30 protein-coding genes are annotated in these 24111 nt (G+C 72.6%); 20 read left to right on the forward strand and 10 right to left on the reverse strand.

The features are described from left to right. Positions 1-145: 145 nt before the first annotated feature. Entirely contained in the window at positions 146-637 is a 492-nt protein-coding gene (locus E5083_RS02780) for a GNAT family N-acetyltransferase (protein ID WP_135783977.1), read from the forward strand. Between the two features lie 55 nt (positions 638-692). Then, complete coding sequence (locus E5083_RS02785) at positions 693-1199, forward strand: DinB family protein (protein WP_135783978.1); 507 nt, start codon at positions 693-695, stop codon at positions 1197-1199. Here E5083_RS02785 and E5083_RS02790 read toward each other — a convergent pair. From E5083_RS02790 to E5083_RS02800, 3 genes are read right to left on the reverse strand one after another with little or no spacing between them, the layout of a single operon-like run. Beyond that, entirely contained in the window at positions 1196-1474 is a 279-nt protein-coding gene (locus E5083_RS02790; RefSeq protein ID WP_244317359.1) for a DUF397 domain-containing protein, read from the reverse strand. The two genes, E5083_RS02785 and E5083_RS02790, sit on opposite strands and share 4 nt — an antisense overlap. Continuing rightward, positions 1471-1668: a DUF397 domain-containing protein gene (locus E5083_RS02795; protein WP_135783979.1), complete on the reverse strand. Its 198-nt coding sequence runs from the start codon at positions 1666-1668 to the stop codon at positions 1471-1473. The genes E5083_RS02790 and E5083_RS02795 overlap by 4 nt, the downstream gene beginning before the upstream one ends. 58 nt (positions 1669-1726) lie before the next feature. Next, positions 1727-1897 carry a DUF397 domain-containing protein gene (locus E5083_RS02800; protein WP_244317383.1) on the reverse strand — a complete coding sequence of 57 codons (171 nt, stop codon included), beginning with the start codon at positions 1895-1897 and terminating at the stop codon, positions 1727-1729. 381 nt (positions 1898-2278) lie between these two features. Here E5083_RS02800 and E5083_RS02810 point away from each other — a divergent pair, with 381 nt between their 5' ends. The 9 genes from E5083_RS02810 (at position 2279) to E5083_RS02850 (ending at position 10750) form a co-directional block, all read left to right on the forward strand. Continuing rightward, positions 2279-3103: a helix-turn-helix domain-containing protein gene (locus E5083_RS02810; protein ID WP_135783981.1), complete on the forward strand. Its 825-nt coding sequence runs from the start codon at positions 2279-2281 to the stop codon at positions 3101-3103. Positions 3104-3133: 30 nt separating this feature from the next. Then, positions 3134-3442 carry a DUF7677 family protein gene (locus E5083_RS02815; RefSeq protein ID WP_135783982.1) on the forward strand — a complete coding sequence of 103 codons (309 nt, stop codon included), beginning with the start codon at positions 3134-3136 and terminating at the stop codon, positions 3440-3442. Between the two features lie 50 nt (positions 3443-3492). Further along, positions 3493-4335, forward strand: coding sequence for an N-acetyl-1-D-myo-inositol-2-amino-2-deoxy-alpha-D-glucopyranoside deacetylase (mshB, locus tag E5083_RS02820; protein ID WP_135783983.1), 843 nt, complete (start codon positions 3493-3495; stop codon positions 4333-4335). Further along, positions 4332-4736, forward strand: a complete 405-nt coding sequence (locus tag E5083_RS02825) for a DUF6113 family protein (protein WP_135783984.1) — start codon at positions 4332-4334, stop codon at positions 4734-4736. The genes mshB and E5083_RS02825 overlap by 4 nt, the downstream gene beginning before the upstream one ends. 152 nt (positions 4737-4888) lie before the next feature. Next, positions 4889-7129, forward strand: a complete 2241-nt coding sequence (locus tag E5083_RS02830; RefSeq protein WP_135783985.1) for a hypothetical protein — start codon at positions 4889-4891, stop codon at positions 7127-7129. 129 nt (positions 7130-7258) lie between these two features. Beyond that, on the forward strand, positions 7259-8194 hold the full coding sequence (locus tag E5083_RS02835; RefSeq protein WP_208753926.1) for an ABC transporter ATP-binding protein: 936 nt from the start codon (positions 7259-7261) through the stop codon (positions 8192-8194). Next, positions 8191-8949 carry an ABC transporter permease gene (locus tag E5083_RS02840; protein WP_135783987.1) on the forward strand — a complete coding sequence of 253 codons (759 nt, stop codon included), beginning with the start codon at positions 8191-8193 and terminating at the stop codon, positions 8947-8949. Before E5083_RS02835 ends, E5083_RS02840 begins: the two co-directional genes overlap by 4 nt. 5 nt (positions 8950-8954) lie before the next feature. Next, positions 8955-10139, forward strand: a complete 1185-nt coding sequence (locus tag E5083_RS02845; RefSeq protein WP_135784406.1) for a sensor histidine kinase — start codon at positions 8955-8957, stop codon at positions 10137-10139. Beyond that, positions 10136-10750, forward strand: coding sequence for a response regulator transcription factor (locus E5083_RS02850; RefSeq protein ID WP_135783988.1), 615 nt, complete (start codon positions 10136-10138; stop codon positions 10748-10750). Before E5083_RS02845 ends, E5083_RS02850 begins: the two co-directional genes overlap by 4 nt. 6 nt (positions 10751-10756) lie before the next feature. On the opposite strand, the gene E5083_RS02855 is transcribed toward E5083_RS02850, so the two are convergent. Together E5083_RS02855 and E5083_RS02860 are read right to left on the reverse strand one after the other, a co-directional pair. Then, entirely contained in the window at positions 10757-11641 is an 885-nt protein-coding gene (locus E5083_RS02855; RefSeq protein ID WP_135783989.1) for a transglutaminase family protein, read from the reverse strand. Between the two features lie 9 nt (positions 11642-11650). Then, on the reverse strand, positions 11651-12670 hold the full coding sequence (locus E5083_RS02860) for a GNAT family N-acetyltransferase (RefSeq protein WP_135783990.1): 1020 nt from the start codon (positions 12668-12670) through the stop codon (positions 11651-11653). Positions 12671-12810: 140 nt separating this feature from the next. Between E5083_RS02860 and fdxA the strand changes: the two genes are divergently transcribed. Together fdxA and E5083_RS02870 are read left to right on the forward strand one after the other, a co-directional pair. Further along, complete coding sequence (fdxA, locus tag E5083_RS02865) at positions 12811-13131, forward strand: ferredoxin (RefSeq protein ID WP_018561461.1); 321 nt, start codon at positions 12811-12813, stop codon at positions 13129-13131. A gap of 123 nt (positions 13132-13254) precedes the next feature. Next, positions 13255-14352, forward strand: a complete 1098-nt coding sequence (locus tag E5083_RS02870) for a bifunctional succinyldiaminopimelate transaminase/glutamate-prephenate aminotransferase (RefSeq protein WP_135783991.1) — start codon at positions 13255-13257, stop codon at positions 14350-14352. Positions 14353-14475: 123 nt separating this feature from the next. On the opposite strand, the gene E5083_RS32190 is transcribed toward E5083_RS02870, so the two are convergent. Together E5083_RS32190 and E5083_RS02880 are read right to left on the reverse strand one after the other, a co-directional pair. Continuing rightward, positions 14476-14763 carry an ATP-binding protein gene (locus tag E5083_RS32190; RefSeq protein ID WP_135783992.1) on the reverse strand — a complete coding sequence of 96 codons (288 nt, stop codon included), beginning with the start codon at positions 14761-14763 and terminating at the stop codon, positions 14476-14478. Between the two features lie 290 nt (positions 14764-15053). After that, positions 15054-16052, reverse strand: coding sequence for a VldE C-terminal domain-containing protein (locus E5083_RS02880; RefSeq protein WP_208753928.1), 999 nt, complete (start codon positions 16050-16052; stop codon positions 15054-15056). A gap of 95 nt (positions 16053-16147) precedes the next feature. On the opposite strand from E5083_RS02880, the gene dapE reads away from it, so the two are divergent. Beyond that, positions 16148-17227, forward strand: coding sequence for a succinyl-diaminopimelate desuccinylase (dapE, locus tag E5083_RS02885; protein WP_135783993.1), 1080 nt, complete (start codon positions 16148-16150; stop codon positions 17225-17227). A gap of 106 nt (positions 17228-17333) precedes the next feature. Continuing rightward, positions 17334-18092 carry an LOG family protein gene (locus E5083_RS02890; RefSeq protein ID WP_135783994.1) on the forward strand — a complete coding sequence of 253 codons (759 nt, stop codon included), beginning with the start codon at positions 17334-17336 and terminating at the stop codon, positions 18090-18092. Positions 18093-18151: 59 nt separating this feature from the next. On the opposite strand, the gene folP is transcribed toward E5083_RS02890, so the two are convergent. Next, entirely contained in the window at positions 18152-19012 is an 861-nt protein-coding gene (folP, locus tag E5083_RS02895) for a dihydropteroate synthase (protein ID WP_135783995.1), read from the reverse strand. A gap of 156 nt (positions 19013-19168) precedes the next feature. Between folP and E5083_RS02900 the strand changes: the two genes are divergently transcribed. After that, positions 19169-19516 carry a DivIVA domain-containing protein gene (locus E5083_RS02900; RefSeq protein WP_135783996.1) on the forward strand — a complete coding sequence of 116 codons (348 nt, stop codon included), beginning with the start codon at positions 19169-19171 and terminating at the stop codon, positions 19514-19516. After that, on the forward strand, positions 19513-20109 hold the full coding sequence (locus E5083_RS02905) for a DNA-3-methyladenine glycosylase I (RefSeq protein ID WP_135783997.1): 597 nt from the start codon (positions 19513-19515) through the stop codon (positions 20107-20109). The genes E5083_RS02900 and E5083_RS02905 overlap by 4 nt, the downstream gene beginning before the upstream one ends. Before the next feature lie 48 nt (positions 20110-20157). On the opposite strand, the gene chcB is transcribed toward E5083_RS02905, so the two are convergent. Next, positions 20158-20964 (reverse strand): 2-cyclohexenylcarbonyl CoA isomerase, encoded by an 807-nt coding sequence (gene chcB / locus E5083_RS02910; RefSeq protein WP_135783998.1) that lies wholly within the window; start codon positions 20962-20964, stop codon positions 20158-20160. Between the two features lie 372 nt (positions 20965-21336). Between chcB and E5083_RS02915 the strand changes: the two genes are divergently transcribed. Then, on the forward strand, positions 21337-21504 hold the full coding sequence (locus E5083_RS02915) for a DUF3117 domain-containing protein (protein ID WP_018544333.1): 168 nt from the start codon (positions 21337-21339) through the stop codon (positions 21502-21504). Between the two features lie 86 nt (positions 21505-21590). On the opposite strand, the gene E5083_RS02920 is transcribed toward E5083_RS02915, so the two are convergent. Beyond that, positions 21591-22304 carry an O-methyltransferase gene (locus tag E5083_RS02920; protein WP_135783999.1) on the reverse strand — a complete coding sequence of 238 codons (714 nt, stop codon included), beginning with the start codon at positions 22302-22304 and terminating at the stop codon, positions 21591-21593. Positions 22305-22533: 229 nt separating this feature from the next. Here E5083_RS02920 and sigE point away from each other — a divergent pair, with 229 nt between their 5' ends. After that, on the forward strand, positions 22534-23244 hold the full coding sequence (sigE, locus tag E5083_RS02925) for an RNA polymerase sigma factor SigE (RefSeq protein WP_078858405.1): 711 nt from the start codon (positions 22534-22536) through the stop codon (positions 23242-23244). Next, a complete protein-coding gene (locus E5083_RS02930) occupies positions 23241-24110 on the forward strand; it encodes an anti-sigma factor family protein (RefSeq protein WP_135784000.1) in 870 nt (289 codons plus the stop codon). Before sigE ends, E5083_RS02930 begins: the two co-directional genes overlap by 4 nt. The last annotated feature ends 1 nt before the right edge of the window (position 24111 follow it).

Genomic DNA, 24111 nt, shown 5'->3' on the forward strand with positions numbered 1-24111 from the left:
CGCTCCTTGCACTGTACCGGTGCGGGGGGTTTCGTCAAGGGGAGGCGGTCCGGAGGGGCCCCGGCGGGGGCTGTGCCGGGACTCCAGCACGTCACCGGAAACAATCCGGTGGGCGTGTCACGCAACTTTGCTTAATCTCACGCAGATGGAGATCCGAAAGTTCGAGGAGTCTGATTGGCCGCAGGTCTGGCCGATCGTCGAGCAGATCATCCGCAAGGGGGACACCTTCTGCTACGACCCGCTGCAAACTGAGGCGCAGGCGCACGACTTGTGGGTGGTGCCGCCGCCAGGGCACGTCGTGGTGGCTGTGAAGGGCGGGCGCGTACTCGGCACCTCCAACATGTACGCCAACCGGCCAGGCCCGGGTTCGCACATCGCGAGCGGAAACTTCATGGTCGCGCGGGACGCTCGCGGTCGGGGGGTCGGCCAAGCACTGGGCGAGTATCTGCTGGACTGGGCGCGAAGCAGCGGATTCGCCGGCGTGCAGTTCAACGCCGTCGCGGCCTCCAACGCACCGGCGGTCAGGCTGTATGAGCGCCTCGGGTTCGCCATGATCGGCACCGTTCCCGGCGCGTTCCGGCATCCAGTGCTGGGTCCGGTCGGCCTGCACGTGATGCACCACAATCTGGGCTCGTGACGAGCATCGATCAGATCGCCTGTCCACGGCTTCGGTCGCTGGTGATAATCGGCCGATGAGCGCCATCGATCGCCCTGTGCCGCCCCTGAACGCCGACGAGCGCACGACGCTGGAGAGCTGGCTCGACTTTCACCGCACCACACTGGCCATGAAGTGCGAGGGGCTGGACGATGAGCAGGCCGCCGTCGCGTCCGTGCCGCCGTCCGGCTTCACGTTGACCGGCCTGGTCCAGCACATGGCGGAGGTGGAGCGGAACTGGTTCCGCCGCGTGCTCGCCGGAGAACAGGCCCCGCCCATCTACGACCCGCAGGCCGACCCGGACGGCCCCGACGGCGGCTTCGCCCTCGCTGCGGGCGCCGCCCTGAGCGACGCCCTCGCCACCTGGCACGCGGAGATCGCCCGCGAGCACTGCGCCGACCGTGCCCTGACCGATACGGGCCGCTTCATGGAGCAGGACGTCAGCCTCCGCTGGATCTACGTCCACATGATCGAGGAGTACGCCCGCCACAACGGCCACGCCGACCTGGTCCGGGAACGCGTCGATGGCACCACCGGCGTTTAACGGACGCCGACGAGGAAGGCGGCCCAGGTGCCCTGAGTGAGGGCGAGGCGGGGGCCTGTGGGGTGCTTGGAGTCGCGGACGTGGACGGTGCGGGGCGCTCGCGCGACTTCGACGCAGGAGTTGCCGTCGTTGCCGCTGCTGTAGCTGCTCTTGAACCAGGCCGGCTCAGAGGGCTGGTCCGCCCGCGAGGCGTTGGCGACTTCGACGCAGGACTCGCCGTCAGTGCCGCTGCTGTAGGTGCTTTTGAACCAGGCCAGTTCGGGTTCGCGGCTCACATCTCCTCCGATGCTGCCGCTATGAAGAGCGCCCAAGACGTGTGCCTGAGTGCGAGGCGGGGACCTGTGGTCTGTTTGGAGTCGCGGATGTGGATGGTGCGGGGTGCTCGCGCGACTTCGACGCAGGAGTTGCCGTCGGTGCCGCCGCTGTAGCTGCTCTTGAACCACTTCAGCGTGCTGAGGTTTTCGCTCATGGGGCAAAGGCTGCCCAACTGTGCGGCCCCGGCATGCATGTGCCGGGGCCGTTGCGTGTCAGTCGCGTACGCCGGTGACGAAGGCCGTCCAGGTGTCCTGGGTGAGGGCGAGCTGGGGGCCTGCGGTGTGCTTGGAGTCGCGGACGTGGATGGTGCTGGGGGTTACGGCGAGTTCGACGCAGGAGTTGCCGTTGTTACCGCTGCTGTAGCTGCTCTTGAACCACGCCAGCTCGGAGGTGCCCCCGGCAGTGGTCTTGTTGCTCGTGGCGGGCCTCGCCGACCGCTGGGGCGTGGCGGAGGACCGGTTTCCGCGCAAGATCGTTTGGGCCGAACTGGACTTCGGCTCACCGGAACCCGGTGCGCCGTGCTCCGGTCGGACGGGGAGTCATTAAGACCTGGAAGACCGGGGGAAAGCACCCCACCAAGCCCCACCCCTCCCGCCCACGGCGGCAGCGTCACTCGGGCGGGTGAACATCGTTGTTTCCGCTGGCAATTGACACCCTCGGCGGCTCTAGGCTCAGTGCAAGACAACAGCAGACATACGTCGGCCCCCGCCGGGAGTGGCATCCCAGTGCGAGGGCCTGACCATCAAGGAAGAAAGCCCTTCCCGATGGATACCCAGAACCCTAGCGCGCCCTCGCGCCTCCGGTCCCGTATTGCGGACCATGACCACCCGAACCGGGGTGGTCTCATCCACGACAACTCCCGTCACACCGCCCGCTTCACGGTGATCGGCAACCACCTAGCCCAGCACGCGGACCTCTCCCTGCTGGCGATCGGCCTCGGCACACACATCCAGTCGCTGCCACGAGGCGCCCATATCGACATCAAGTCGCTCGCGGCCCGCTTCCCTGAGGGCGTCACCCGTATCGCCGCCGCCTTGCGCGAGCTGGAGCACCACGGCTACCTGCGCCGCGAACGACTGCGCATCCCCGGCGGCCGCATCGTCACCCGCACGGTCTCCTGCAACCAGCCGGGCCGCGCCCGCGAGGCGAACGAACCCCGCCCGCGCCGAGCCCCCGCCCCGCGCCCCAAGGCCCTCCCCGCCGTACCCACACCGGTCACCTCCGCCCTCCTCCACCCCGCCACCGACCTCCTCGCGGACCTCCGCCGCCACGACACCCGCCTGCTGCTCTCCACCACCGACACGGCCCACCTCGCCCCCGGCGTCGCCGCCTGGCTGGAGCGGGACGTCTCCCCGGCCGCCGTACGCCGCGCCCTGATCGACGGCCTGCCGACGGAGCGCATGTACCGCCCCGCCGCCTTGCTCGCCCACCGGCTGACCAAGCACCTGCCACCCCCACCCCCGTTCAGGCCGCCCGCCCCGGAACCTCCGGTACGCCACCCCCTCCAGAACTGCGACGGCTGCAACCGGGCCTTCCGGGCCCCGGAGCCGGGCCGCTGCCGCGACTGTCGAGAGCACCCGCCCCGCTGAGGCGAAGCCGGGTCACAGAAAGATGACCTCGTGGCACACCTTTCGACAGATGTACGGTCCGCTCTGCGGTTCTTCGCGTTCTACCTGGGCAACGGCACGCTGGACGTCGAGCTGCTGGACGGCATCGACTACCGCGCCCGCCTGCTCGAGTACGGCTCGGACCTGGAGATGATCTTCGCGATCTACGCCAACGTCCTCGAGGTCGACGAACACGGGGAGACGCTCAACGACGGCGACGCCCAGTACCGCGTCGCCCAGTGGATTCGGCAGTGCTGTGATCCCGGCTACCAGGCGGAGCCTCCGTTCGAGGCGTGGGAGACCGAGCTGCACGGTCCCTGACGGGACCGCCGGGAGTACCGCCGCCCGCCCCGCCTCGTACGCTGGACCCCATGACCGAACTGCCCGCCCGGCGTCTGCTGCTCGTGCATGCGCATCCTGATGACGAGTCGATCAACAACGGCGCGACCATGGCCAAGTACGTGGCCGAGGGGGCGCAGGTGACCCTGGTGACCTGCACGCTGGGGGAGCGGGGGGAGGTGATCCCGCCGGAGCTGCGGCATCTGGAGGGGGCCGCGCTCGGGGCGTACCGGCGGGGCGAGCTGGACGCCGCCTTGCGCGAGCTGGGGGTCCAGGACGTGCGGGTGCTCGGGTATCAGGACTCCGGGATGATGGGGCTGCCCGACAACGACGACCCCGCCGCCTTCTGGCAGGCCGACCTCGACGAGGCCGCCGGGGCGCTCGCGGACGTGATGCTGGAGGTCCGGCCGCAGGTCGTCGTCGCGTACGACGACAACGGTGGGTACGGGCACCCCGACCACATCCAGGCCCACCGCGTCACCATGCGCGCCGTCGAGCTGGCCGAAGGCCGGGGGCACCGGGTGGAGAAGGTCTACTGGAACCGCATGCCCCGCTCGGTCGTCGAGGACGCCTTCGCGCGGCTCGCCGAGGAGCTGCCCGGCCTGCCGTTCGGCAAGAGCGCCGACATCGCCGACCTGCCCGGCGTGGTCCCGGACGAGCGGATCACCACCGCCGTCGACGGCACCGCGTACGCCGCCGCCAAGGCCGCCGCGATGCGCGCGCACGCCACTCAGATCACCGTCGCGGGCGCGTACTTCGCGCTCTCCAACGACCTTGCCCAGCCGCTGTTCAGCACCGAGTACTACGAGTTGGTGCGGGGCAGCGCCGAGCCCGGCGAGAGAGACCTCTTCGCCGGAGTGGAGGTGGCGTCATGAGCGGCTCGATGCTCGCCCAGCCCCTGCAACGCCCTTCGCTGGGCCGGATGGCCGCGCTGCTCGGGCTCGCCGTGCTCGGCGCGGTCGTCGGCGTCGCCGGTGCGCTGGTGCAGGCCGCCTGGTTCCCGCTCGGCCTGCTGCTCGCCCTCGCGGGCGCGGGCGGGCTGTTCCTCGGCGGGGGCTACGCGCTGCGCGGCCGCTCGGGCGCGGTCGCGCCGGTGCTCGGCTGGGTCGTCGCGGTCATCCTGCTCACCGCCAGCCGCCCGGAAGGCGACTTCCTGTTCGGTGCGGGCGGCGGCTCGTACATCTTCCTGCTCGGCGGTATGGGCCTCGCTGTGATCTGCGCCACCTTGGCCCCCGGACGGCAACCCGACGGCGACGCCGACCGACTTGGCAAGTGACGTACCACTTCGCGTGCCCCTCGTGGGGGTCCGGTGTGTATTTCCACAGCGGTCGTGGGATTCGCGCCAGAGGTGGCCAGTATGGTGGTGCGCGCCGCCGAGATGCCCGCTGAGGTCGTGACGGGCGGCGGAGCCAACCGGGAGAACCTGCCTTGAGTCGTGAAACTGACACTCCGTCCTCCGGGCCCAACGGGCGCGGCGGAGCCGCATACCCCTCCGGCACCCCGCCGTACGGGACCCCCATGGCTTCCGGCGACGGGACCGGCGCGGGAAGTCCGGACGCGCGTCCCGAGGAGCGCAAGACCGAGACCACGCTGACCACGCGCATCCGGATCAACATCCCCGGATCGCGGCCGATTCCGCCGGTCGTCGTGCGCAAGACCGTCGACGGCGCCCCGGCCGGCGAGAGCGGCGGCGACGAGCCGGCCGCCGACGCGCGGCCCGAGCCCGCCGCGCCGCCCGCGCCCGAGCCGGCCGCCGAGGCCGCCCCGCAGGCGGAGGAGAAGACCAGCGACTGGTTCGCTCCCCGCAAGTCCGGCGCCCCCAAGGGCGGTTCGGGCGGCGGCGGCACCAACGGGTCTGGCATGCCGGGCGGTACGGGTGCTCCGCGCACCGGCGCGCCCGCGCTCGGCCCCGGACCGTCTGCGCAGCGGCCCACCACCCCCGCGCCCAACGCCCCCCGCCCCGGCGGCACCAACGGCTCCGGCATGTCCGGCGCCACCGGTGGCCCCGTCGCGCCGGGCCACGGCGGCGGCACCGGCTCCTTCGACGTGACCGAGGCGCTGGCCTCCGGTCCGCGCGGCGGCACCCGCCCCGGCGAGCCCGCCCGTGACGACCTGCCGTTCTTCTCCGACAACGGCGGTGCGCCCGCCGGTGGTCCGGGCGCCCCCGGTGCCAACGGCCGCGGCGGCCCCGGCGGTCCGAGCGGCTTCAACGGCCCCGGCGGCCAGGGCGCCCCCGGCCCGAACGGCCCCACGGGCCCGACCGGCGGCCCGGTCACCGGCGACGGCCCGCTGCCGACGCGTCCGGTACCGGGCAACGCGCCCGGCGCCCCCGGTGCGCCCGGCATGCGCGGCATGGAGCCCGGCGAGCCCTTCGACGGCCCGCCCGCCTTCCGCGCCCCCGGCGGCGGCCCGCCCAAGAACGCCCAGGGCCCCCAGAGCCCCCAGGGCGGCCAGGCTCCCCAGGCCCCGCAGGCGCCCCAGCCCGGCAACCCCCTCGGTGACGACACCGCGATCCTCACCCCGCAGCAGCTCGCCGCCGCCCCGAACGCCCCCGGCCGCGCCCCGCACGGCACCGTCTCCGGGCACACCGTCACCAGCGGCATCCCGGTCTTCCCCGGTGACGAGGCCGACCCCTTCGGCCCCACCCCGGCCGCCGACCGCCCCGCGTACACGGCCCCCAAGCCGCCCGCGCCGCAGGCGAAGGCCGCGCCGCAGCCCAAGAAGAAGAAGGGCCGCAGCAAGCTGATGCTGCTGGTCGCCGGTGTGGTCGTCGTCGTGGGCGGTGCCTATGGCGCCGGGCTGCTGATGAACCGCACCGACGTGCCCAAGGGCACCACCGTGCTCGGCGTGGACATCGGCGGCGGCACCCGCGACGACGCGGTCAAGAAGCTCGACGACGCCTTCCGGGACCGGGTCAACAAGCCGCTCCAGCTCTCCGTGGGCGGCGGCAACGTGGCCCTCACCCCGGACAAGGCGGGCCTGCAGTTCGACTACCAGGCCACCGTCAGCAAGGCCGCCACCAGCGACTACAACCCCCTCTCCGTGATCGGCTCCCTCTTCGGGCAGAAGCGGGTCGTCCAGCCGGAAACCCCGGTGGACGAGGAGAAGCTCCAGGTCGCCCTCCAGCAGGCGGGCGGCGGTTCAGGCTCGGTCGTCGAGGGCGGCATCAAGTTCGAGTCCGGCAAGGCCGTCGCCGTCTACGGCAAGCCCGGCAAGGCCGTCGACGCGGCCGGCTCCACCAAGGCCGTCGAGCAGGCGTACCGCACGCTCATCGAGACCGGCACCGCGACGCCGGTCGGCGTGCCCACGACCACGAAGCAGCCGACGGTCCCGAACGCCGAGGTCGACCGCGAGATGAAGGCGTTCGCGGAACCCGCGATGTCGAACCTCGTCACCGTCCAGGTCGACGCGGCGCACAGCATCAACTTCGGGCCCAAGTCGCTGCCGAAGATCCTCGGGTTCAAGGCGGTGGGCGGCAAGCTCACCGACACCTACGACCTCGAGGCGCTCAAGGCCGCGTACGGCACCACCTTCGACGGCGTGCAGGTGGAGAGCGCCACCGGCAAGCGGGACGTGCTCCCGCAGGACGTGGTGGCGGCCCTGCGCAAGGCCCTGGTCGGCAAGACCCCGGCGGAGCGCATCGGCACCATCGACACCAAGCCGAACTAGCCGCGTCCAGCACAGCGAGGGCATCCGGAGCCGCTCCGGGTGCCCTCGTCGTCGTATGACATCTGTCATCCGGCACTCAGGACCGACGGCACTGCCGCCCCCACCCCCCTCCCGGCCAGAGTGGAGGGCATGACGACGACAGTGGTGCCGACCGCGACCGGGGTGCCGGTGGTGGCCGGGTTCGAGCGGGTGAGCAAGGCGTACGGGGATGTGCGGGCCGTGGACGGGCTGTCGCTCGTGCTGCGGCCGGGGGAGACCGTCGCGCTGCTCGGACCCAACGGGGCGGGGAAGTCCACCACGCTCGATCTGCTGCTCGGGCTGAAGCAGCCGGACGAGGGGCGGGTGACCGTGTTCGGGACCGGCCCGCGTGAGGCGATCGTGGCCGGGCGGGTCGGCGCGATGCTGCAGAGCGGCGGGCTGATGGAGGACGTGACGGTCGCCGAACTGGTCGGCCTCGCCTGCTCGTTGCACCCCCGTCCGTACCCCGCCTCCGATGTGCTGGCCCGCGCCGGGATCACGCAGATCGCCGACCGCAAGGTCAACAAGCTCTCCGGCGGCCAGGCCCAGCGCGTCCGCTTCGCCCTGGCCACCGCCGGGGACAGCGACCTGATCGTGCTGGACGAACCCACCACCGGCATGGACGTCTCCGCCCGGCACGCGTTCTGGGCCACCATGCGCGAGCAGGCCGACCAGGGCCGTACGGTCCTCTTCGCCACGCACTACCTCGAAGAGGCCGACGCCATCGCGGACCGCGTGCTCGTGCTGCACCGGGGCCGCCTGCTGGCCGACGGCACCGCCGCCGAGATCAAGGCCCGCGCGGGCGCCCGCCGGGTCTCCTTCGACCTGACCGGCGCCATCGACGAGACCGCGCTGGCCGGACTGCCCGCGCTGACCTCGCTGGACGTCTCCGGCCAGACCGTCCGCATCCAGTCCGCCGACGCCGACGCCACCGTGCACGCCGTGTACGGGCTCGGTCTCTACCCCCGCAACCTGGAAGTCGCCGGGCTCGGCCTGGAGCAGGCTTTCGTCGCCATTACCGAGGCCGAGGAGGCCAAGCGCGCATGACCGGCATCCTCGCCTCACGGGCCCTGATCAAGCTGGAGCTGGCCCGCGCCCTGCGCAACCGAAAGTTCCTGTTCTTCTCCGTGCTCTACCCCTCGATCATCTTCCTGATCTTCGCGGGCAGTTCGGGCACCGACGAGAAGGTCGACGGCACCGGCCTGACCGTCGCCACCTACCTGATGGTCTCCATGGCCTCCTTCGGCGCGCTGACCGCCGTCCTGATGGGCAACAGCGAGCGCATCGCCAAGGAGCGGGAGAGCGGCTGGGTGCGCCAGCTCCGGCTGACCCCGCTGCCCGGCCACGGCTACGTCCTCGCCAAGACCGCGAGCGCGGCCGTGGTGAGCCTGCCGTCCATCGTGATGGTGTTCCTCGTCGCCGCCGTCGTGAAGGACGTACGCCTCGACGCCTGGCAGTGGCTCGCCCTCACCGGCGTCATCTGGGCCGGCAGCCTCGTCTTCGCCGCGCTCGGCGTCGCCATCGGCTACCTCGCCTCCGGGGACGCGGTACGGCCCATCACGATGATCGTCTACTTCGCGCTCTCCCTCCTCGGCGGCCTGTGGATGCCCTCGGCCGGGTTCCCGCGCTGGCTCCAGGACATCGCCGAGTGGCTGCCGACGTACGCGTACGCTGCCCTGGGACGCGCGGTCGAGCAGAGCCAGGCCCCGCACGGGCGGGACGTCGCCGTCCTCGCCGTGTACTTCGTCCTCTTCGCGGGCGGCGCGGCCTGGCTGTACCGGAAGGACACGCTGAAGGCGTGAACGCGATGACCGAGGACCGGTGCGCCGGCGGTGAGACGGGCACCCCCGTGGGGCGTCCGCCGGGGGGCCGGCGCGAGCTGTGGGTGAAGCTGCTGTGGATCGGCGTCTGGCTGGTCTTCCTCAGCTCACCCGTCCACGACCTGGTGAACGGCGACCATGGCACGGCGGCGACCTGGGCCGGTGCGGTCGGGCTCACCGCGTTCGTCGCGGTCTACCTGGGGCTGGTCTTCCGCAACATGGGCCGGACCTTCTCCGGGCCGGCCGTCGTCCTGCTCCTGGTGGTCCTCGGCATCCTCGCGCCGCTGCTGGCCTACACCCTCGGCAGCGCCTGGCTCGGCCTCTTCGTCTACCTCTCGGTGGCCTGCGGGGCGACCCTCCCGGCCAAGGCCACCTACTGGGCGATCCCGGCCTCGGCGGCCCTGATGTACCTGGTCGGGCTGCACACCGACGAGGAGGAGGCGCGCAACCTCATCCTGCTGGTGGTGCTGATCGGCTTCGCCATGACGGGCGTACGGCAGCTCGTGCGCACCACGATCGAGCTGCGCAAGGCGCGGGCCACGGTGGCGCAGCTCGCCGCGAACGAGGAGCGGCTGCGGCTCGCCCGTGACCTGCACGACCTGCTGGGGCACTCGCTGTCCCTGATCACGCTCAAGAGCGAGCTGGCGGGGCGGATGCTGCCGGGGCAGCCGGAGAAGGCCGCCCAGCAGGTCGCCGACATCGAGCGGGTCAGCCGGCAGGCGCTGGTCGATGTACGGGAGGCCGTCACGGGGTACCGGCGGCCCCGGCTCGCCGCCGAACTGGCCGGTGCGCAGGTCGCGTTGACGGCCGCCGGGGTCGTCGCCGAGATCCCCGCCGAGCCCGACCTCGCCGGGCTGCCCGAGGAAGCCGAGGCCGCGCTCGCGTGGACGCTGCGGGAGGCCGTCACCAACGTGGTCCGGCACAGCGGGGCCGAGCGGTGCGCGGTCGAGCTGCTGCACCGGCACACCCTGGACGGGCCGGTGCTGGAGCTGTCCGTCGAGGACAACGGCTCCGGCGGCTCGGGGAAGGGGCCCGGCAACGGGCTCACCGGGCTCGCGGAACGGCTCCAGGGGGCCGGGGGCACGCTGGAGGCGGGCCGCTCCGCCAAGGGGTTCCGGGTGGTCGCCCGCGTCCCGTCGGCCGTCGTGGCGGACGTAGTATCCGGGTCATGACGAGCACGATCAAGGTCCTCCTCGCCGAGGACCAGTCGATGGTCCGCGAGGCGCTCGCCGCGCTGCTCGGCCTTGAGGACGACATCGAGGTCGTCGCGCAGGTCGCGCGCGGGGACGAGGTGCTGGCCGCGGTGGGGGAGCACGGGGTGGACGTGGCCCTGCTCGACATCGAGATGCCCGGCTGCACCGGGATCGAGGCCGCTGCTCAGGTGCACCGGGCGCACCCCGGCGTGAAGCTCGTCGTCCTCACCACCTTCGGCCGCCCCGGCTACCTCCGCAGCGCCATGGAGGCGGGCGCCGACGCCTTCCTCGTCAAGGACGCCCCCGCCGCCCAACTCGCCGCCGCCGTACGCAAGGTGCTCGCCGGTGAACGCGTCATCGACCCCACCCTCGCCGCCGCGGCCCTCGCGGAAGGCGCCAACCCCCTGACCGACCGCGAACGCGAGATCCTCCGCGCGGCCGCCGACGGCTCCACCAACGCCGAACTCGCCCAGACCCTCCACCTCTCCCAGGGCACGGTCCGCAACTACCTCTCCACAGCCATCCAGAAACTGGCGGCCCGCAACAGGGCCGAGGCCGTCCGCATCGCCCGCGAGAAGGGCTGGCTGTGAAGCCGGTCAGTTGAGCAACGCCCTTGCCGCGTGGGCCTGGGCGCGGGCCTTTTCCTCGGCTGTGGGGTCGACCACTGAGACCAGTTCCGCGTATGCCTCCAGTTCGGCCGCGCCCTCGGTGAAGGCGCCGCGCTGGACGAGGATGCGGGCTCGGTCGTAGCGGAGGCGGGCCGGGCGGGAGGGGAGGAGCATGGCGAGTTCCACCGCCCAGAGGGCCACGTCGGAGCGTTCGGGGCGGGCGGTGGCCCAGGCGCGGATGTTGTTCAAGATGCGCTGGATGACCTGGAGGGGGGCCGCCGGGACCAGCATCGAGGGCTCCAGCGGCGCGCCCGTCGCCCCGGCCACCAGCAGCTCGGTGTCCGCGCCGCTGAGCACCCGCCCGCCCTCGAAGGGGTCCGCGAGAACCCGGTCGCCCGCCGTGCCGAACCCGACCACGAAGTGCCCCGGCAGCGCGACCCCGTACACCGGGGCGCCCGCGCGCCGCGCGACCTCCATCCAGACCACCGACAGCAGGATCGGCAGCCCGCGCCTGCGCCGCAGCACGGAATGCAGCAGCGAGGACTCCAGCCGCTCGTACTCCCCGGCCGTACCGCAGAACCCGTGGGTGCCGCCCAGCAGCCGGCCCACCGCCCGCGCCCAGGCCAGCGGCTCGCCCGGCCGGTACGGCAGCCGCCCGGCGAGTTCGTCCAGCTCGATCTGGGCCGCGTCCATCCCGGCCTCGTCCAGCGTGCCGTCCGCCTCCGCGCCGATCATCAGGCACAGCGCGGACAGGTCGGGCCACTGCGACCGCGCCTCCTCCGCGAACCGCCGCCGCAGCTCCGCCGACCGCTCCGGCGGAGGCGGATACGGGGGCGGGAAAGCGGGGCGCCGGGCCGGTTCCTGGGGCTCCACGACGGCCTCCTACGACCGCCCGGAGCCGGCCGCGTCCGGCTCCCGGTAGTGGTGGTACGCGTGATGCCGGGCGAAGCCGAGACCGTCGTACAGCCGCCGCGCGCCTTCGTTGTCCTCCTCGACCTGGAGCCACGCCGCCGAGGCGCCCTCGTCCAGCGCGCGCCGGGCCAGCGCGGCCATCACGTCGGTGGCCAGCCCCTGGCGGCGCCGGGCCGGATCGACCTCGACCGCGGCGAAACCCGCCCACCGGCCGTCCACCACGCACCGCCCGATCGCCGCCGGCGGCTCGCCGTCCGCGCCGGGCACACGGGCGAACCACACCGACGGTCCGCCGTGCAGCACCCGCAGGGCCACCTCGCTCACTCCCTCGCGCCCGTACCGCGCGAGCCACGCCTCGTCCGCCTCGCGGGAGAGCACCACGCCGGCGCCCCCGTCCCGGTCCGCGACCGGCGCCAAGCCGCCGGTCCACAGCTCCGCCGTGACCTCCCGTGTCCAGCCGCGCCGCGCCAGCTCCGCCGACAGCAGCTCCTGCGTGCCCTCGGCACCGGTGGCGGTCTGGACGTAGGCGGGCAGTCCGCGCTCGCCGTACCAGCGTCTTACGGAAGTCAGGGCCGCGTCGAGCGGAAGCCCCGGCTCGCCGAGCGGCAGCACGCTGTTGGCCCGCCGGGTGAAGCCGCCCGCGGCCCGCAGCTCCCACTCGCCGAGCCGCTCGCTCTCCAGCGGACGCCACGCCCGCGCCGCGACCCGTGCCAGTTCCTCGTACCCCGCCGACGGACCCCGGCGACGCGCCGGAGCGGACGGTACGACCTTGCCCGCGACCAGCGACGACGCCTCGGCCCTGACCACCCGGCCGTCCCGCCGTGTGATCATGAGCACGCCGTCGTCGTCCCAGGATGTGAGCACGCCTACCGTGTCGGTGAACTTCTCGCCCGCCGCACCCGATCCCGTCAACTGCCGTACAGATACCCTTTTGCCCACGTCTGCCGGTGTGATGAGGACCTTGAGCAGTCCTGTCACCGAGATTTCCACGGGTCGCTCCACCCCTCCTGTTCGGATCACGCTCCGGAACGGAGATACTAGGTGCGGGCATCGACGACGCCGCGCTCCCGCGCGCCAGGCGGCGGAGCCTGAGGAGGCCCGCCAGCGCCCTATCGAGGAGGAACGACAGCGTGACCTACGTCATCGCGCAGCCTTGTGTCGACGTCAAGGACAAGGCGTGCATCGAGGAGTGCCCGGTCGACTGCATCTACGAGGGCCAGCGGTCCTTGTACATCCACCCGGACGAATGCGTCGACTGTGGTGCCTGTGAGCCGGTCTGCCCGGTCGAGGCGATCTTCTACGAGGACGACACTCCGGAGGAGTGGAAGGACTACTACAAGGCGAACGTCGAGTTCTTCGACGAGCTGGGCTCCCCCGGCGGCGCCAGCAAGCTGGGTCTGATCGAGCGCGACCACCCCTTCATCGCCGCGCTGCCGCCGCAGGGCGAGTAACCGGTCGGCAAGATCCGGCGGCGCCCGTACGAGCGCGCCGCCTCGGTCCCGTACGGCCTGGTCACCCCCGGCCGTGCGGGACCGAGGCGTTTTCGCGGCCCCCTAGGAAAGAGAGCAAGCCCCGTGTCCGCAGTCTCCGACCGGCTCCCCGCCTTCCCCTGGGACAAGCTGGAGCCGTACAAGAAGACCGCCGCCGCGTACCCCGGCGGCATCGTCGACCTCTCCGTCGGCACCCCGGTCGACCCGGTTCCCGAGCTGATCCAGAAGGCGCTGGTCGACGCGGCCGACTCGCCGGGCTATCCGACGGTCTGGGGCACGCCCGCGCTGCGCGACGCGATCACCGGCTGGCTCGAGCGCCGGCTCGGCGCCCGCGACGTCACCCACCGGCACGTCCTGCCGATCGTCGGCTCCAAGGAACTCGTCGCCTGGCTGCCGACCCAGCTCGGCCTCGGCCCCGGCGACAAGGTCGCCTACCCGCGCCTGGCCTACCCCACCTACGAGGTCGGCGCCCGCCTCGCCCGCGCCGAGTACGAGGTCTACGACGACCCGCGCGAGCTGGACCCCACGAACCTGAAGCTGCTCTGGCTGAACTCGCCGTCCAACCCCACCGGCAAGGTCCTCTCGAAGGACGAGCTGACCGGGATCGTCGCCTGGGCCCGCGAGCACGGCGTACTGATCGTCTCCGACGAGTGCTACCTGGAACTCGGCTGGGAGGCCGACCCGGTCTCGGTCCTGCACCCGGACGTCAACGGCGGCTCCTACGACGGCATCCTCGCCGTCCACTCCCTCTCCAAGCGGTCCAACCTGGCCGGTTACCGCGCGGCCTTCGTCGCGGGCGACCCGGCGGTGCTGATGCCGCTGCTGGAGATCCGCAAGCACGGCGGCATGATGACCTCCGCCCCGACCCAGGCCGCGGTGGTGGCCGCGCTCGGCGACGACGAGCACGTCCGCCTCCAGCGCGAGCGCTACGCGGCCCGCCGCACCAAGCTCCGCACGGCCCTTACGTCCCACGGCTTCCGCATCGACCACAGCGAGGCCAGCCTCTACCTCTGGGCCACGCGCGGCGAGTCCTGCTGGACCACGGTCGCGGCCCTGGCCGACCTGGGCATCCTGGTGGCGCCGGGCGACTTCTACGGCGAGGCGGGCGAGGAGTACGTCCGCGTGGCATTGACGGCGACGGACGAGCGTGTTGGCGCGGCGGTGGCCCGCCTGACGGCGTAGTCCTGGCTGTGGGCAGTCGTTCCGCAGGGCGGAACGGGTGGGCACAGCCCGACAGTGCCGGGTGCGGCCCGGAGAAACGCCAAGGGGGCCCAGGGAACACCCTGGACCCCCTCGCGGTAACTACTAGCCCAGCGGGAGCCCCTTCAGCGGCAAGCCGCCGAGCACATTCCCCGCCGCCTTGCCCGCCGCAGGCGCCGGCACGGCCTTCTTCACGGCCTTGCTGTCCGCCAGCCCACCCACGGCCTTGTCCACGTGCGTCGCACCGTCGAGCTTGGTCAGCCCACCGAGGTCCGGCACGGCCGGCTGGTTGGTGGCCGCACCGGCGGTGCCCGCGGCGCCGACCCCGGCAGCCGCCCCCGCGGCGACGAGCAGCGCGGCACGAGCGATACGACGAGTCAGGGGGAGGGACATGATGCTCCATTCGACAGGAGAGAACGTGTGGTGTCCGAGCCCGGACGCACTGACTACCGCTCGAACCCGCCGAAGGTTGCGGACGCCGAAGGTAAAGACTGGATAACGCATCGCATTATCAGGTGTGGATAAAAACGGGCAAAGACCGTCGCGAACGGCCCCCGCAGAATCCTTCCACCCCTTGAGCCGCAAGGCCCGAGGACGGCAACCGCACCCCCGCCCCCGAACGCGCCCCCCGACACCCCCCGCAACCCGTACGGGGCACCCCCCGCACAAGCGTCCGCGCCCCCTCAGGACCCCGTGACGATCCGCACGGACGCCAGCGACGACTCCGCCCCGGCCGCCCCGGAGGACGGCGTCTTCACCGGATGCCAGTCCCCGCCCCCGTTGGACGCGGTCCACTCCCGCCCCTCGTACGTCACCCGAGTGATGCGCAGCGCCGAGGAGTTGGCCACCGCCCACTGCGCGAGCTGCCACCCCCGCTCCCGCTCGGTGCGCCCGTGGGCGTCCGTCCGCGTGCCCTGCGGCACCGGCACGGTCACCGTCCGCCCGTGCGCGGTGGCGGTCACGCTGGGAGACGGAGAGGGCGAGGGAACGGCCGTACCGCCCACCACCGCCCCCGTCTCCTGGAGCGCGTCGCGCCCGAAGTCCCGTACCAGCGCGGTCCGTACGGCGTCCGGGCTCGCCGCCTCGGCGGTGCGGGCGGTGCGGCCGTCGCAGGTCAGGGTGGCCGCCGAGCGGCCGGTGAGGGCGGCGGCCAGCAGCTTCGCGTCCGGCTCGTGCTTGGCGTACGCCTCCGGGAAGCCGCTGCGCTGCACCTTCTGCGCGGCGACGGTGAGCGGGAGTTCGGTGTAGCCGGACACATGGGCGAGGTGGGCGTAGAAGATGCCCGCCGAGTACGCGGGGTCCATGATCTGCCGCTGGGTGCCCCAGCCCTGCGAGGGCCGCTGCTGGAACAGGCCGAGCGAATCCCGGTCCCCGTGGCCGATGTTGCGCAGCCCCGACTCCTGGAGCGCGGTGGCCAGCGCGATGGTCACGGCACGCTCGGGCATGCCGCGCCCGGTGCCGACGGCCGCGATGGTGGCCGCGTTCACGGCCTGCTCGGGCGTGAAGGCGTACGACACCGTCCTGTCCTGCACCGAGACCACGGTGCAGCCGCGCGCGGCACCGCCTCCGGTGACGTACTGGACGACGAGGTACGCGCCGACGCCGGCGAGCACGAGCAGGGCCGCACCGATCCGGAACACACGGCCGCGACGCTTGGGGCGAGAGGGGGACGGCTCTGACACGCGTACAAGGTACTGGAGCCCGCAAGGGGCCTCGCCGCGGGCCCGCGCCCGGTGACACGGCGGGCCCCCGCCCGGCGGGCGTTAGGGTCACCAGCATGGCCGACACCACCCTTGACCTCACGTTGGACGCCGCCGAGCTGACCGCCCGGCTCGTGGACATCCCGTCGGAGAGCGGCACGGAGAAGCCCCTCGCGGACGCGATCGAGGCCGCGCTGCGCGCTTTGCCCCACCTCACGGTGGAGCGCTTCGGCAACAACGTCCTCGCCCGCACCGACCTGGGCCGCGCGGAACGCGTCATCCTCGCCGGGCACATCGACACCGTCCCGATCGCGGAGAACGTCCCCTCCCGCCTCGACGAGGACGGCGTGCTGTGGGGCTGCGGCACCTGCGACATGAAGGCCGGCGTCGCGGTCCAGCTCCGGATCGCGGCCACCGTGCCGGACCCCAACCGCGACCTGACCTTCGTCTTCTACGACAACGAGGAGGTCGCCGCCGAGCTGAACGGCCTCAAGCACCTCGCCGAGGCCCGCCCCGAGTGGCTCCACGGCGACTTCGCGGTGCTGCTGGAGCCCTCCGACGGCGAGGTCGAGGGCGGCTGCCAGGGCACGCTCCGGGTGCTGCTGAAGACCAAGGGCGAGCGGGCCCACTCCGCGCGCGGCTGGATGGGCTCCAACGCCATCCACGCCGCCGCCCCGATCCTCGCCCGCCTCGCCTCCTACGAGCCCCGGTGGCCGGTCATCGACGGTCTGGAGTACCGCGAGGGACTGAACGCGGTCCGCATCGGCGGGGGAGTGGCCGGCAACGTCATCCCGGACGAGTGCGTGGTCACCGTCAACTTCCGTTACGCCCCGGACCGCACCGAGGAGGAGGCCATCGCGCACGTGCGTGAGGTGTTCGCGGACTGCGGCGTCGAGGAGTTCGTGATCGACGACCACAGCGGCGCCGCCCTGCCCGGCCTGTCCCACCCGGCCGCCGCGGCCTTCATCGAGGCGGTCGGCGGCACCCCCATGCCCAAGTACGGCTGGACGGACGTCTCCCGCTTCGCCTCCCTCGGCATCCCGGCGGTCAACTACGGCCCCGGCAACCCGCACTTGGCGCACAAGCGGGACGAGCGGGTCGAGGTGGCCAAGGTCCTCGCCGGTGAGGAGCGGCTGCGCGCCTGGCTGACCGCGTGACGCCCGCACCGCGCGGCGCCGCGTTCCGGACATGCTCACGTCCCCCCTCCGTAACGGTCGCGGATCTAGGCTGAGGACGAAATACCGGCAAGCGGAGGGAGCGCACATGGCTACCGGAAACCCCGAGGGGAAGAAGCGCCCACCGGACGAGCAGCGGCTCGGCCCGGTGCTCCGGCGGCGGGGCCAGGTGCAGGCCAGCACCACGGACCAGCGGCTGCTGGACGAGCGCGCCCCCACCGACTGGGTGCACACCGACCCCTGGCGGGTGCTGCGCATCCAGTCGGAGTTCATCGAGGGCTTCGGTACCCTGGCCGAACTCCCGCCCGCGATCAGTGTGTTCGGCTCGGCCCGCACCCCGGTGGACTCGCCGGAGTACGAGGCCGGTGTGCGGCTCGGACGCGGTCTGGTGGAGGCCGGCTGGGCGGTGATCACCGGGGGCGGTCCCGGTGCCATGGAGGCGGCCAACAAGGGCGCGCTGGAGGCGGGCGGCGTCTCGGTCGGCCTCGGCATCGAGCTGCCCTTCGAGCAGGGGCTGAACCCTTACGTCGACATCGGGCTGAACTTCCGGTACTTCTTCGTCCGCAAGATGATGTTCGTGAAGTACGCGCAGGGCTTCGTGGTGCTGCCCGGCGGGCTCGGCACGCTGGACGAGCTGTTCGAGGCGCTCACCCTGGTGCAGACCCAGAAGGTGACCCGCTTCCCGATCGTGCTGTTCGGCAGCGAGTACTGGGGCGGCCTGATGGACTGGCTGCGGAACACCCTGGTCGCGCAGGGCAAGGCGGCGGAGAAGGACCTGCTGCTGTTCCACGTGACGGACGACGTGGACGAGGCGGTCGCGCTGGTGTCCAAGGAAGCGGCCCGGTAGTACCGAGGCGCCCCCTGGGGGACGGTCCCTTACGGCCGTCCCCCTACGGGAAGCCCCTGTCAGGCGAGACCCCTACGGGCCGTCGCCGGGGGCCGGTGGCCGGCGATCGACGCCACCATGTCCAGCACCTGCCGGGTCTCCGCGACCTCGTGCACCCGGTACACCCGCGCCCCCAGCCACGCCGAGACCGCCGTGGTCGCCAGCGTGCCGATCAGCCGCTCCTTCACCGGGCGGTCCAGCGTCTCCCCGACGAAGTCCTTGTTGGACAGCGACACCAGCACCGGCCAGCCCGTCGCCACCATCTCGTCCAGCCGGCGCGTGGCCTCCAGGCTGTGCCGGGTGTTCTTGTCGAAGTCGTGCCCCGGATCGATCAGCACCGACTCGCGCGGCACCCCCAGCGCCACCGCCCGCTCGGCCAGCCCCACGGTCACGTCCAGGATGTCGGCCATCACATCGTCGTACGCCACCCGGTGCGGCCGGGTACGGGGCTCCGCGCGTCCGGCGTGCGTGCACACCAGGCCCACCCGGTGGCGGGCGGCGACCTCCGCCAGGCCGGGGTCCACGCCGCCCCACGCGTCGTTCAGCAGGTCCGCGCCCGCCTCGCACACCGCCTCGCCGACCTCGGCCCGCCAGGTGTCCACGCTGATGATCACCTCGGGGAAGCGGCGCCGGACCTCCGCCACGAAACCGACCGTGCGCCGGGCCTCCTCCTCGGCGGTGACCTCCTCGCCCGGCCCGGCCTTCACCCCGCCGATGTCGACGATGGCCGCGCCCTCGGCCACGGCGCGCTCCACGCGCGCGAGGGCGGCGTCGTCGGCGAACGTCGCGCCCCGGTCGTAGAAGGAGTCCGGGGTCCGGTTGACGATCGCCATGATCACCGGTTCGTGCGCCCCGAATTCCCGCTTGCCCAGCCTGAGCATCCCCTGTGACCTCTCCTCGTGCCTCGGACGTCCGGCGCCTCGCGGCCCGGACTGTCAGCCTCGCATGGCACGATCGGACCCAGACACATCCGGCTTCCGGGCGTGAGGTCCCATGAGGCCCGGCGTCCGGCACATCGAGCTTGGGGAACCCTGGCGATGCTGATGTTCTTGTTCCTGGTCCTCGCGCTGGCCGTCGTGGTCGGCGCGGTGACGCTCGCCGTGGTGGGCGGCGGCGAGAGCGCCCCGCTCCAGGAGGCCGTGCCCGAGCGGCTCCAGGACCCGCTGCCCGCGGACCGCCCGCTGCACGGCACCGATGTGGAGAGCCTGCGCTTCCCGGTCGCCGCGCGCGGCTACCGCATGGCCGACGTGGACGACGCGCTCAGCCGCCTCGCCGCCGAACTCGGTGAGCGGGACGCCCGGATCGCGGACCTGCAGAGCGCGCTCGCCGGTGCCCGCGCGGTGCGGCCCCGGCCGGACGAGCCCGGTCCGGAGGACGTCCGATGAGCACCGGGGAGGCCCTCGCCGGGGCGGACGGCGCGCTGCGCTGCCCCTGGGCGCTCTCCACCGAGGACTACGTCTCGTACCACGACGACGAGTGGGGGCGCCCGGTGCACGGGGACGACGCCCTCTTCGAGCGGCTCAGCCTGGAGGCGTTCCAGTCCGGGCTGTCCTGGATCACGATCCTGCGGCGCCGGCCCACCTTCCGGCTCGCCTTCGCCGACTTCCGGATCGAGAAGGTCGCCGCCTTCACCGAGGCGGATCGCGAGCGTCTCCTGGCCGACCCCGGCATCATCCGCAACCGCGCCAAGGTCGACGCCACGCTCGCCAACGCGCGCGTGCTGGCCGACTGGTCCGAGGGCGAGCTGGACGAGCTGATCTGGTCCCACGCCCCGGACCCGGTGGCGCGTCCCGTGCCGAAGGTGCTGGGCGACGTGGCGGCGGTGACCCCGGAGTCCACCGCGCTGTCCAAGGCGCTGAAGAAGCGGGGCCTGAGGTTCGTCGGCCCGACCACGGCGTACGCCCTGATGCAGGCGTGCGGCCTGGTCGACGACCACCTCGAAGCGTGCGTCAGCCGGGGCGCGGCCACGCGCGGCTGAGGCGCGGACCGGCCGGGGTCACGTGGCTTGCCCCGGCCGTTCGGAGCGTCAGCGGCCCACGTACTTGGGCTTCTCCTTCTGCACGAACGCCTGCACCGCGATGACGTGGTCCTCGGAGGCGCCCGCGCGGGTCTGGAGTTCGTCCTCCTTCTCCAGCGCCTCGTCCAGCGAGTGCGTCAGCCCGTACGCCACGGCCTCCTTGATCGCCGCGTAGGCGACCGTCGGGCCGTCGGCCAGGGCGCGGGCCACCTTCTCCGCCTCGGCGCGCAGCTCGGCGGCCGGGACGACCCGGTTGGCGATGCCCAGCTCCAGCGCCTCCTGGGCGCCGATGGTGCGCGGGAAGAGCAGCAGGTCGGTGGCGCGGCTGGTGCCGATCACGCGGGGCAGCGTCCAGGAGAGGCCGGAGTCCGCGCTGAGCGCCACGCCGACGAACGAGGTGTTGAACGCGGCGGTGTCCGCCACCAGGCGGTAGTCCGCGAGCAGCGCGAACCCGAAGCCCGCGCCGGCCGCCACGCCGTTCACCGCGGCGATCACCGGCTTCTTCGCACCCGCCAGCGCCCGCGCGATCGGGTTGTAGTGCTCCTTGACGGTGCTCATCGTCCGGCCGCCGCCCCCGCCCTCCCGGTCGGCGGCGAGCAGCCCGATGTGCTCCTTGAGGTCCTGGCCCACGCAGAACGCCCGCTCGCCCGCCGCGGTCAGCAGGATCGCCCGCACCGCGTCGTCCGCCGCGGCGGCCTCGACGGCCTCGCGCAGCGCGTTCTTGGTGGCGATGTTCAGCGCGTTCATCGCCTCGGGGCGGTTCAGCGTGATCGTGGCGAGCCCGTCGTTCACCTCGTGGAGCACGATGTCGGCCATGGCGCGTCCCCTCCGTTTCGCGTGATGACGTACCGGCCGGTACGTCGTTGTCCGGGGACAGCATGGCGGAGATCCCGGCCCGGCAGTCGCACCGGCGGTGTGACCTGCGTCTAACAAAACCGCCACAGACATGGCCGACGGGTGTGCCGAGGGTGGCGCAGTATCGCAGGCACATCCCCGAATTGAGTGGTTTTGCTCGCGCGCGTTGTCCAAGCGATGCGGACCGATGTTGGTCATCGGGTCCTGGGATGCGGGATAATGGCTGGGAAGCAATGTGTTCGATGCCGGTGTCGCGTGTCCCTCCTGGACCGCGGGTGCCCTCCGTGGGGTCGTCGGCAGACGATGAGCCTGGTTTCAGGAAGGGGTACGAGCATGGCGGCCATGAAGCCGCGGACGGGTGATGGCCCGCTCGAGGTGACCAAGGAGGGGCGGGGCATCGTCATGCGCGTTCCGCTCGAAGGCGGCGGTCGACTCGTCGTCGAGCTGACCCCCGACGAGGCAGAGGCACTCGGCGACGCCCTCAAGAAGGTCGTCGTCTAAACGCGCCGCGATCTTTTCCTTCCGACTGCCCCGGTACCCGTTCAGGTGCCGGGGCAGTCGCGTATCCGGGGAGCCGCGCCGGGCGCTCAGCGCTTGACGGCGCAGAGCAGGCCGTCGCCGACCGGCAGCAGCGAGGTCACCAGCTCCGGGCTCTCGCGCACCGTGCGCAGCAGCTCGCGCAGCCGGACCACCTCGGTGGGCTGCGGGCCGGAGTCGACCGTACGGCCGCTGGCGAAGACGCCCTCGAAGACCACCAGTCCGCCCGGACGCAGCAGGCGCAACGATTCAGCGAGGTAGTCGGAGTACTCGAGCCGGTCGCCGTCGCAGAAGACCAGGTCGTAGCCCGAGTCCGCGAGGCGGGGCAGCACGTCCAGGGCGGGGCCGGGGATGAACCGGGCGCGGTTGCTGGCGAAGCCGCAGGCGCGGAACGCCTGCCGCGCGAACTGCTGGTGCTCCGGCTCCGGATCGACCGTGGTCAGGACGCCGTCCGGGCGCATTCCGTGCAGCAGATGGATTCCGGACACCCCGCAGCCGGTGCCGATCTCCGCGACCGCCTTGGCGTCCACGGAGGCGGCGAGCAGTCGCAGCGCGGCGCCCGTGCTGGGCGCCACCGAGCGCAGCCCCGCGTCGCGGGCACGGTCCCGGGCCCAGCGCAGTGCTTCGTCCTCGGCGACAAAGGCGTCGGCGAACGCCCAGCTCGTCTGCCGGTTGCCGGTAATGACCCTCTCCTGTCCCCGTGGTTGCCTCGGCGTGACTGTATCCGTTGCGCCGGGAACCCGCTGATGGGACCGAGCGTTCACAGGGGAGAGCCGGCGTGCGGAGAGCGCGGCGGGCACGCGACGGGGGTGAGAGGTGACGGAGGGTGCGGAGCACATGCTGACGCGGGTGGATGAGCCGGGTCAGCGCGTGTCAAATTTTCGTAAAACCGCTTATCCGGAGCTAACGGGCGAGGTGGCTATGGTAGGGGCTCCACTGGACACCACCAGAGCCGACAGGGGAGGTGCGGCCGCACCCGAGGACCGAGGGGGAGTGCTGCGGCGCTTTCTCGGGTCGGGCAGGCCGAAATCCGTGACCGACACCGCTGCTGACCACCACGCCGCCGGTCCCGCCGCAGGCGAGACCCAGACCGCGACCTTCGCCACCGACGCGGACGGGCAGGCGTGGACTCCGCCCACCTGGGAGGAGATCGTCAGCACGCACAGCGGCCGCGTCTACCGCCTCGCCTACCGCCTCACCGGCAACCAGCACGACGCCGAGGACCTCACGCAGGAGGTCTTCGTCCGCGTCTTCCGCTCGCTGTCGACGTACTCGCCGGGCACCTTCGAGGGCTGGCTGCACCGCATCACCACCAACCTGTTCCTGGACATGGTCCGCCGCAAGCAGCGCATCCGCTTCGACGCCCTGGGCGACGACGCGGCCGAGCGCCTGCCCAGCCGTGAGCCGTCCCCGCAGCAGGTCTTCAACGACGCCCACTTCGACGCCGACGTCCAGCAGGCGCTGGACACCCTCGCGCCGGAGTTCCGCGCGGCCGTGGTGCTGTGCGACATCGAGGGGCTGTCGTACGAGGAGATCGCCGCGACCCTCGGGGTCAAGCTGGGCACCGTCCGCTCCCGTATCCACCGGGGGCGTTCGCAGCTCCGCAAGGCCCTGGCCCACCGTTCTCCCGAGGCCCGCAAGGCCGAGCGCCGTTCGTTCATGCCCCGGGTCCCCGCGCTGGGGGGAGGGGGCACGCCCGCGTGAGTGGAACCGGACCGAACCCCGCGGAGGCGCACCTCGCGGAACAGCATCTGGGAGACCGGCTCTCCGCCCTGGTGGACGGAGAACTCGGTCATGAGTCGCGCGACCGCGTCCTCGCCCACCTGGCCACCTGCTGCCGGTGCCGGGCGGAGGCCGACGCGCAGCGCCAACTGAAGAACGTGTTCGCGGAGGCCGCCCCGCCGCCGCCCTCCGAGTCCTTCCTCGCCCGCCTCCAGGGCCTCCCCGGCGGCGACGCCGACGGGCCCGGCGAGCGGTTCGCCTTCAGCTACGTCCCGGCCGACTCGGGGCACGCCCCGGAGCAGCGCGGCTTCCGTATCCATCCCGTCGCCGACCGGCCCTCCTCGCGGGGGCTGCGGTTCGCGGCGGCGGCGGCCGGAGCGGTGTCCCTGGCAGCGGTTGCCCTCGGTGGTGTCACCACCGCCCTTCCGGGCGACCTCGCGGCCGACGCCCGCGGTGGGCCGGGCAACGGGAGCAATGTGGCGCCGTCGCGCTCGGCGGGGGCGGGCTCGGGTACGGGTACGGGTGCCCCTGACACCCAGCGGCGTCGCTCTCCCGCTCCGCTGCTCGCGCAGGGCGGAGGGACGCTCAATCGCACCCCGGCCGCGCAGGTCTCCGCCACCGCGCCGCTGCTGCCGGGCATTCCGGCGCCGGTCGACGCGCGGGTCCAGGACGCCGCGCGGGACCTCGCCATGCCGGTGATGGCGGGCGCGGCCGCGGTCTCCCCGCTGATACGTCCGCTCGGCGAGACCACCCCCTTCTCCCTGGACTCCTGGCCCCTGGCATCCCCCTCCACCAACACCACCACGGCAGCCGCCCCCACCAACTCCCCCTCACCCTCGGCCCCCTGAC

This window comes from Streptomyces bauhiniae (assembly GCF_004784475.1).
Classification (GTDB): Bacteria; Actinomycetota; Actinomycetes; order Streptomycetales; family Streptomycetaceae; genus Streptomyces; species Streptomyces seoulensis.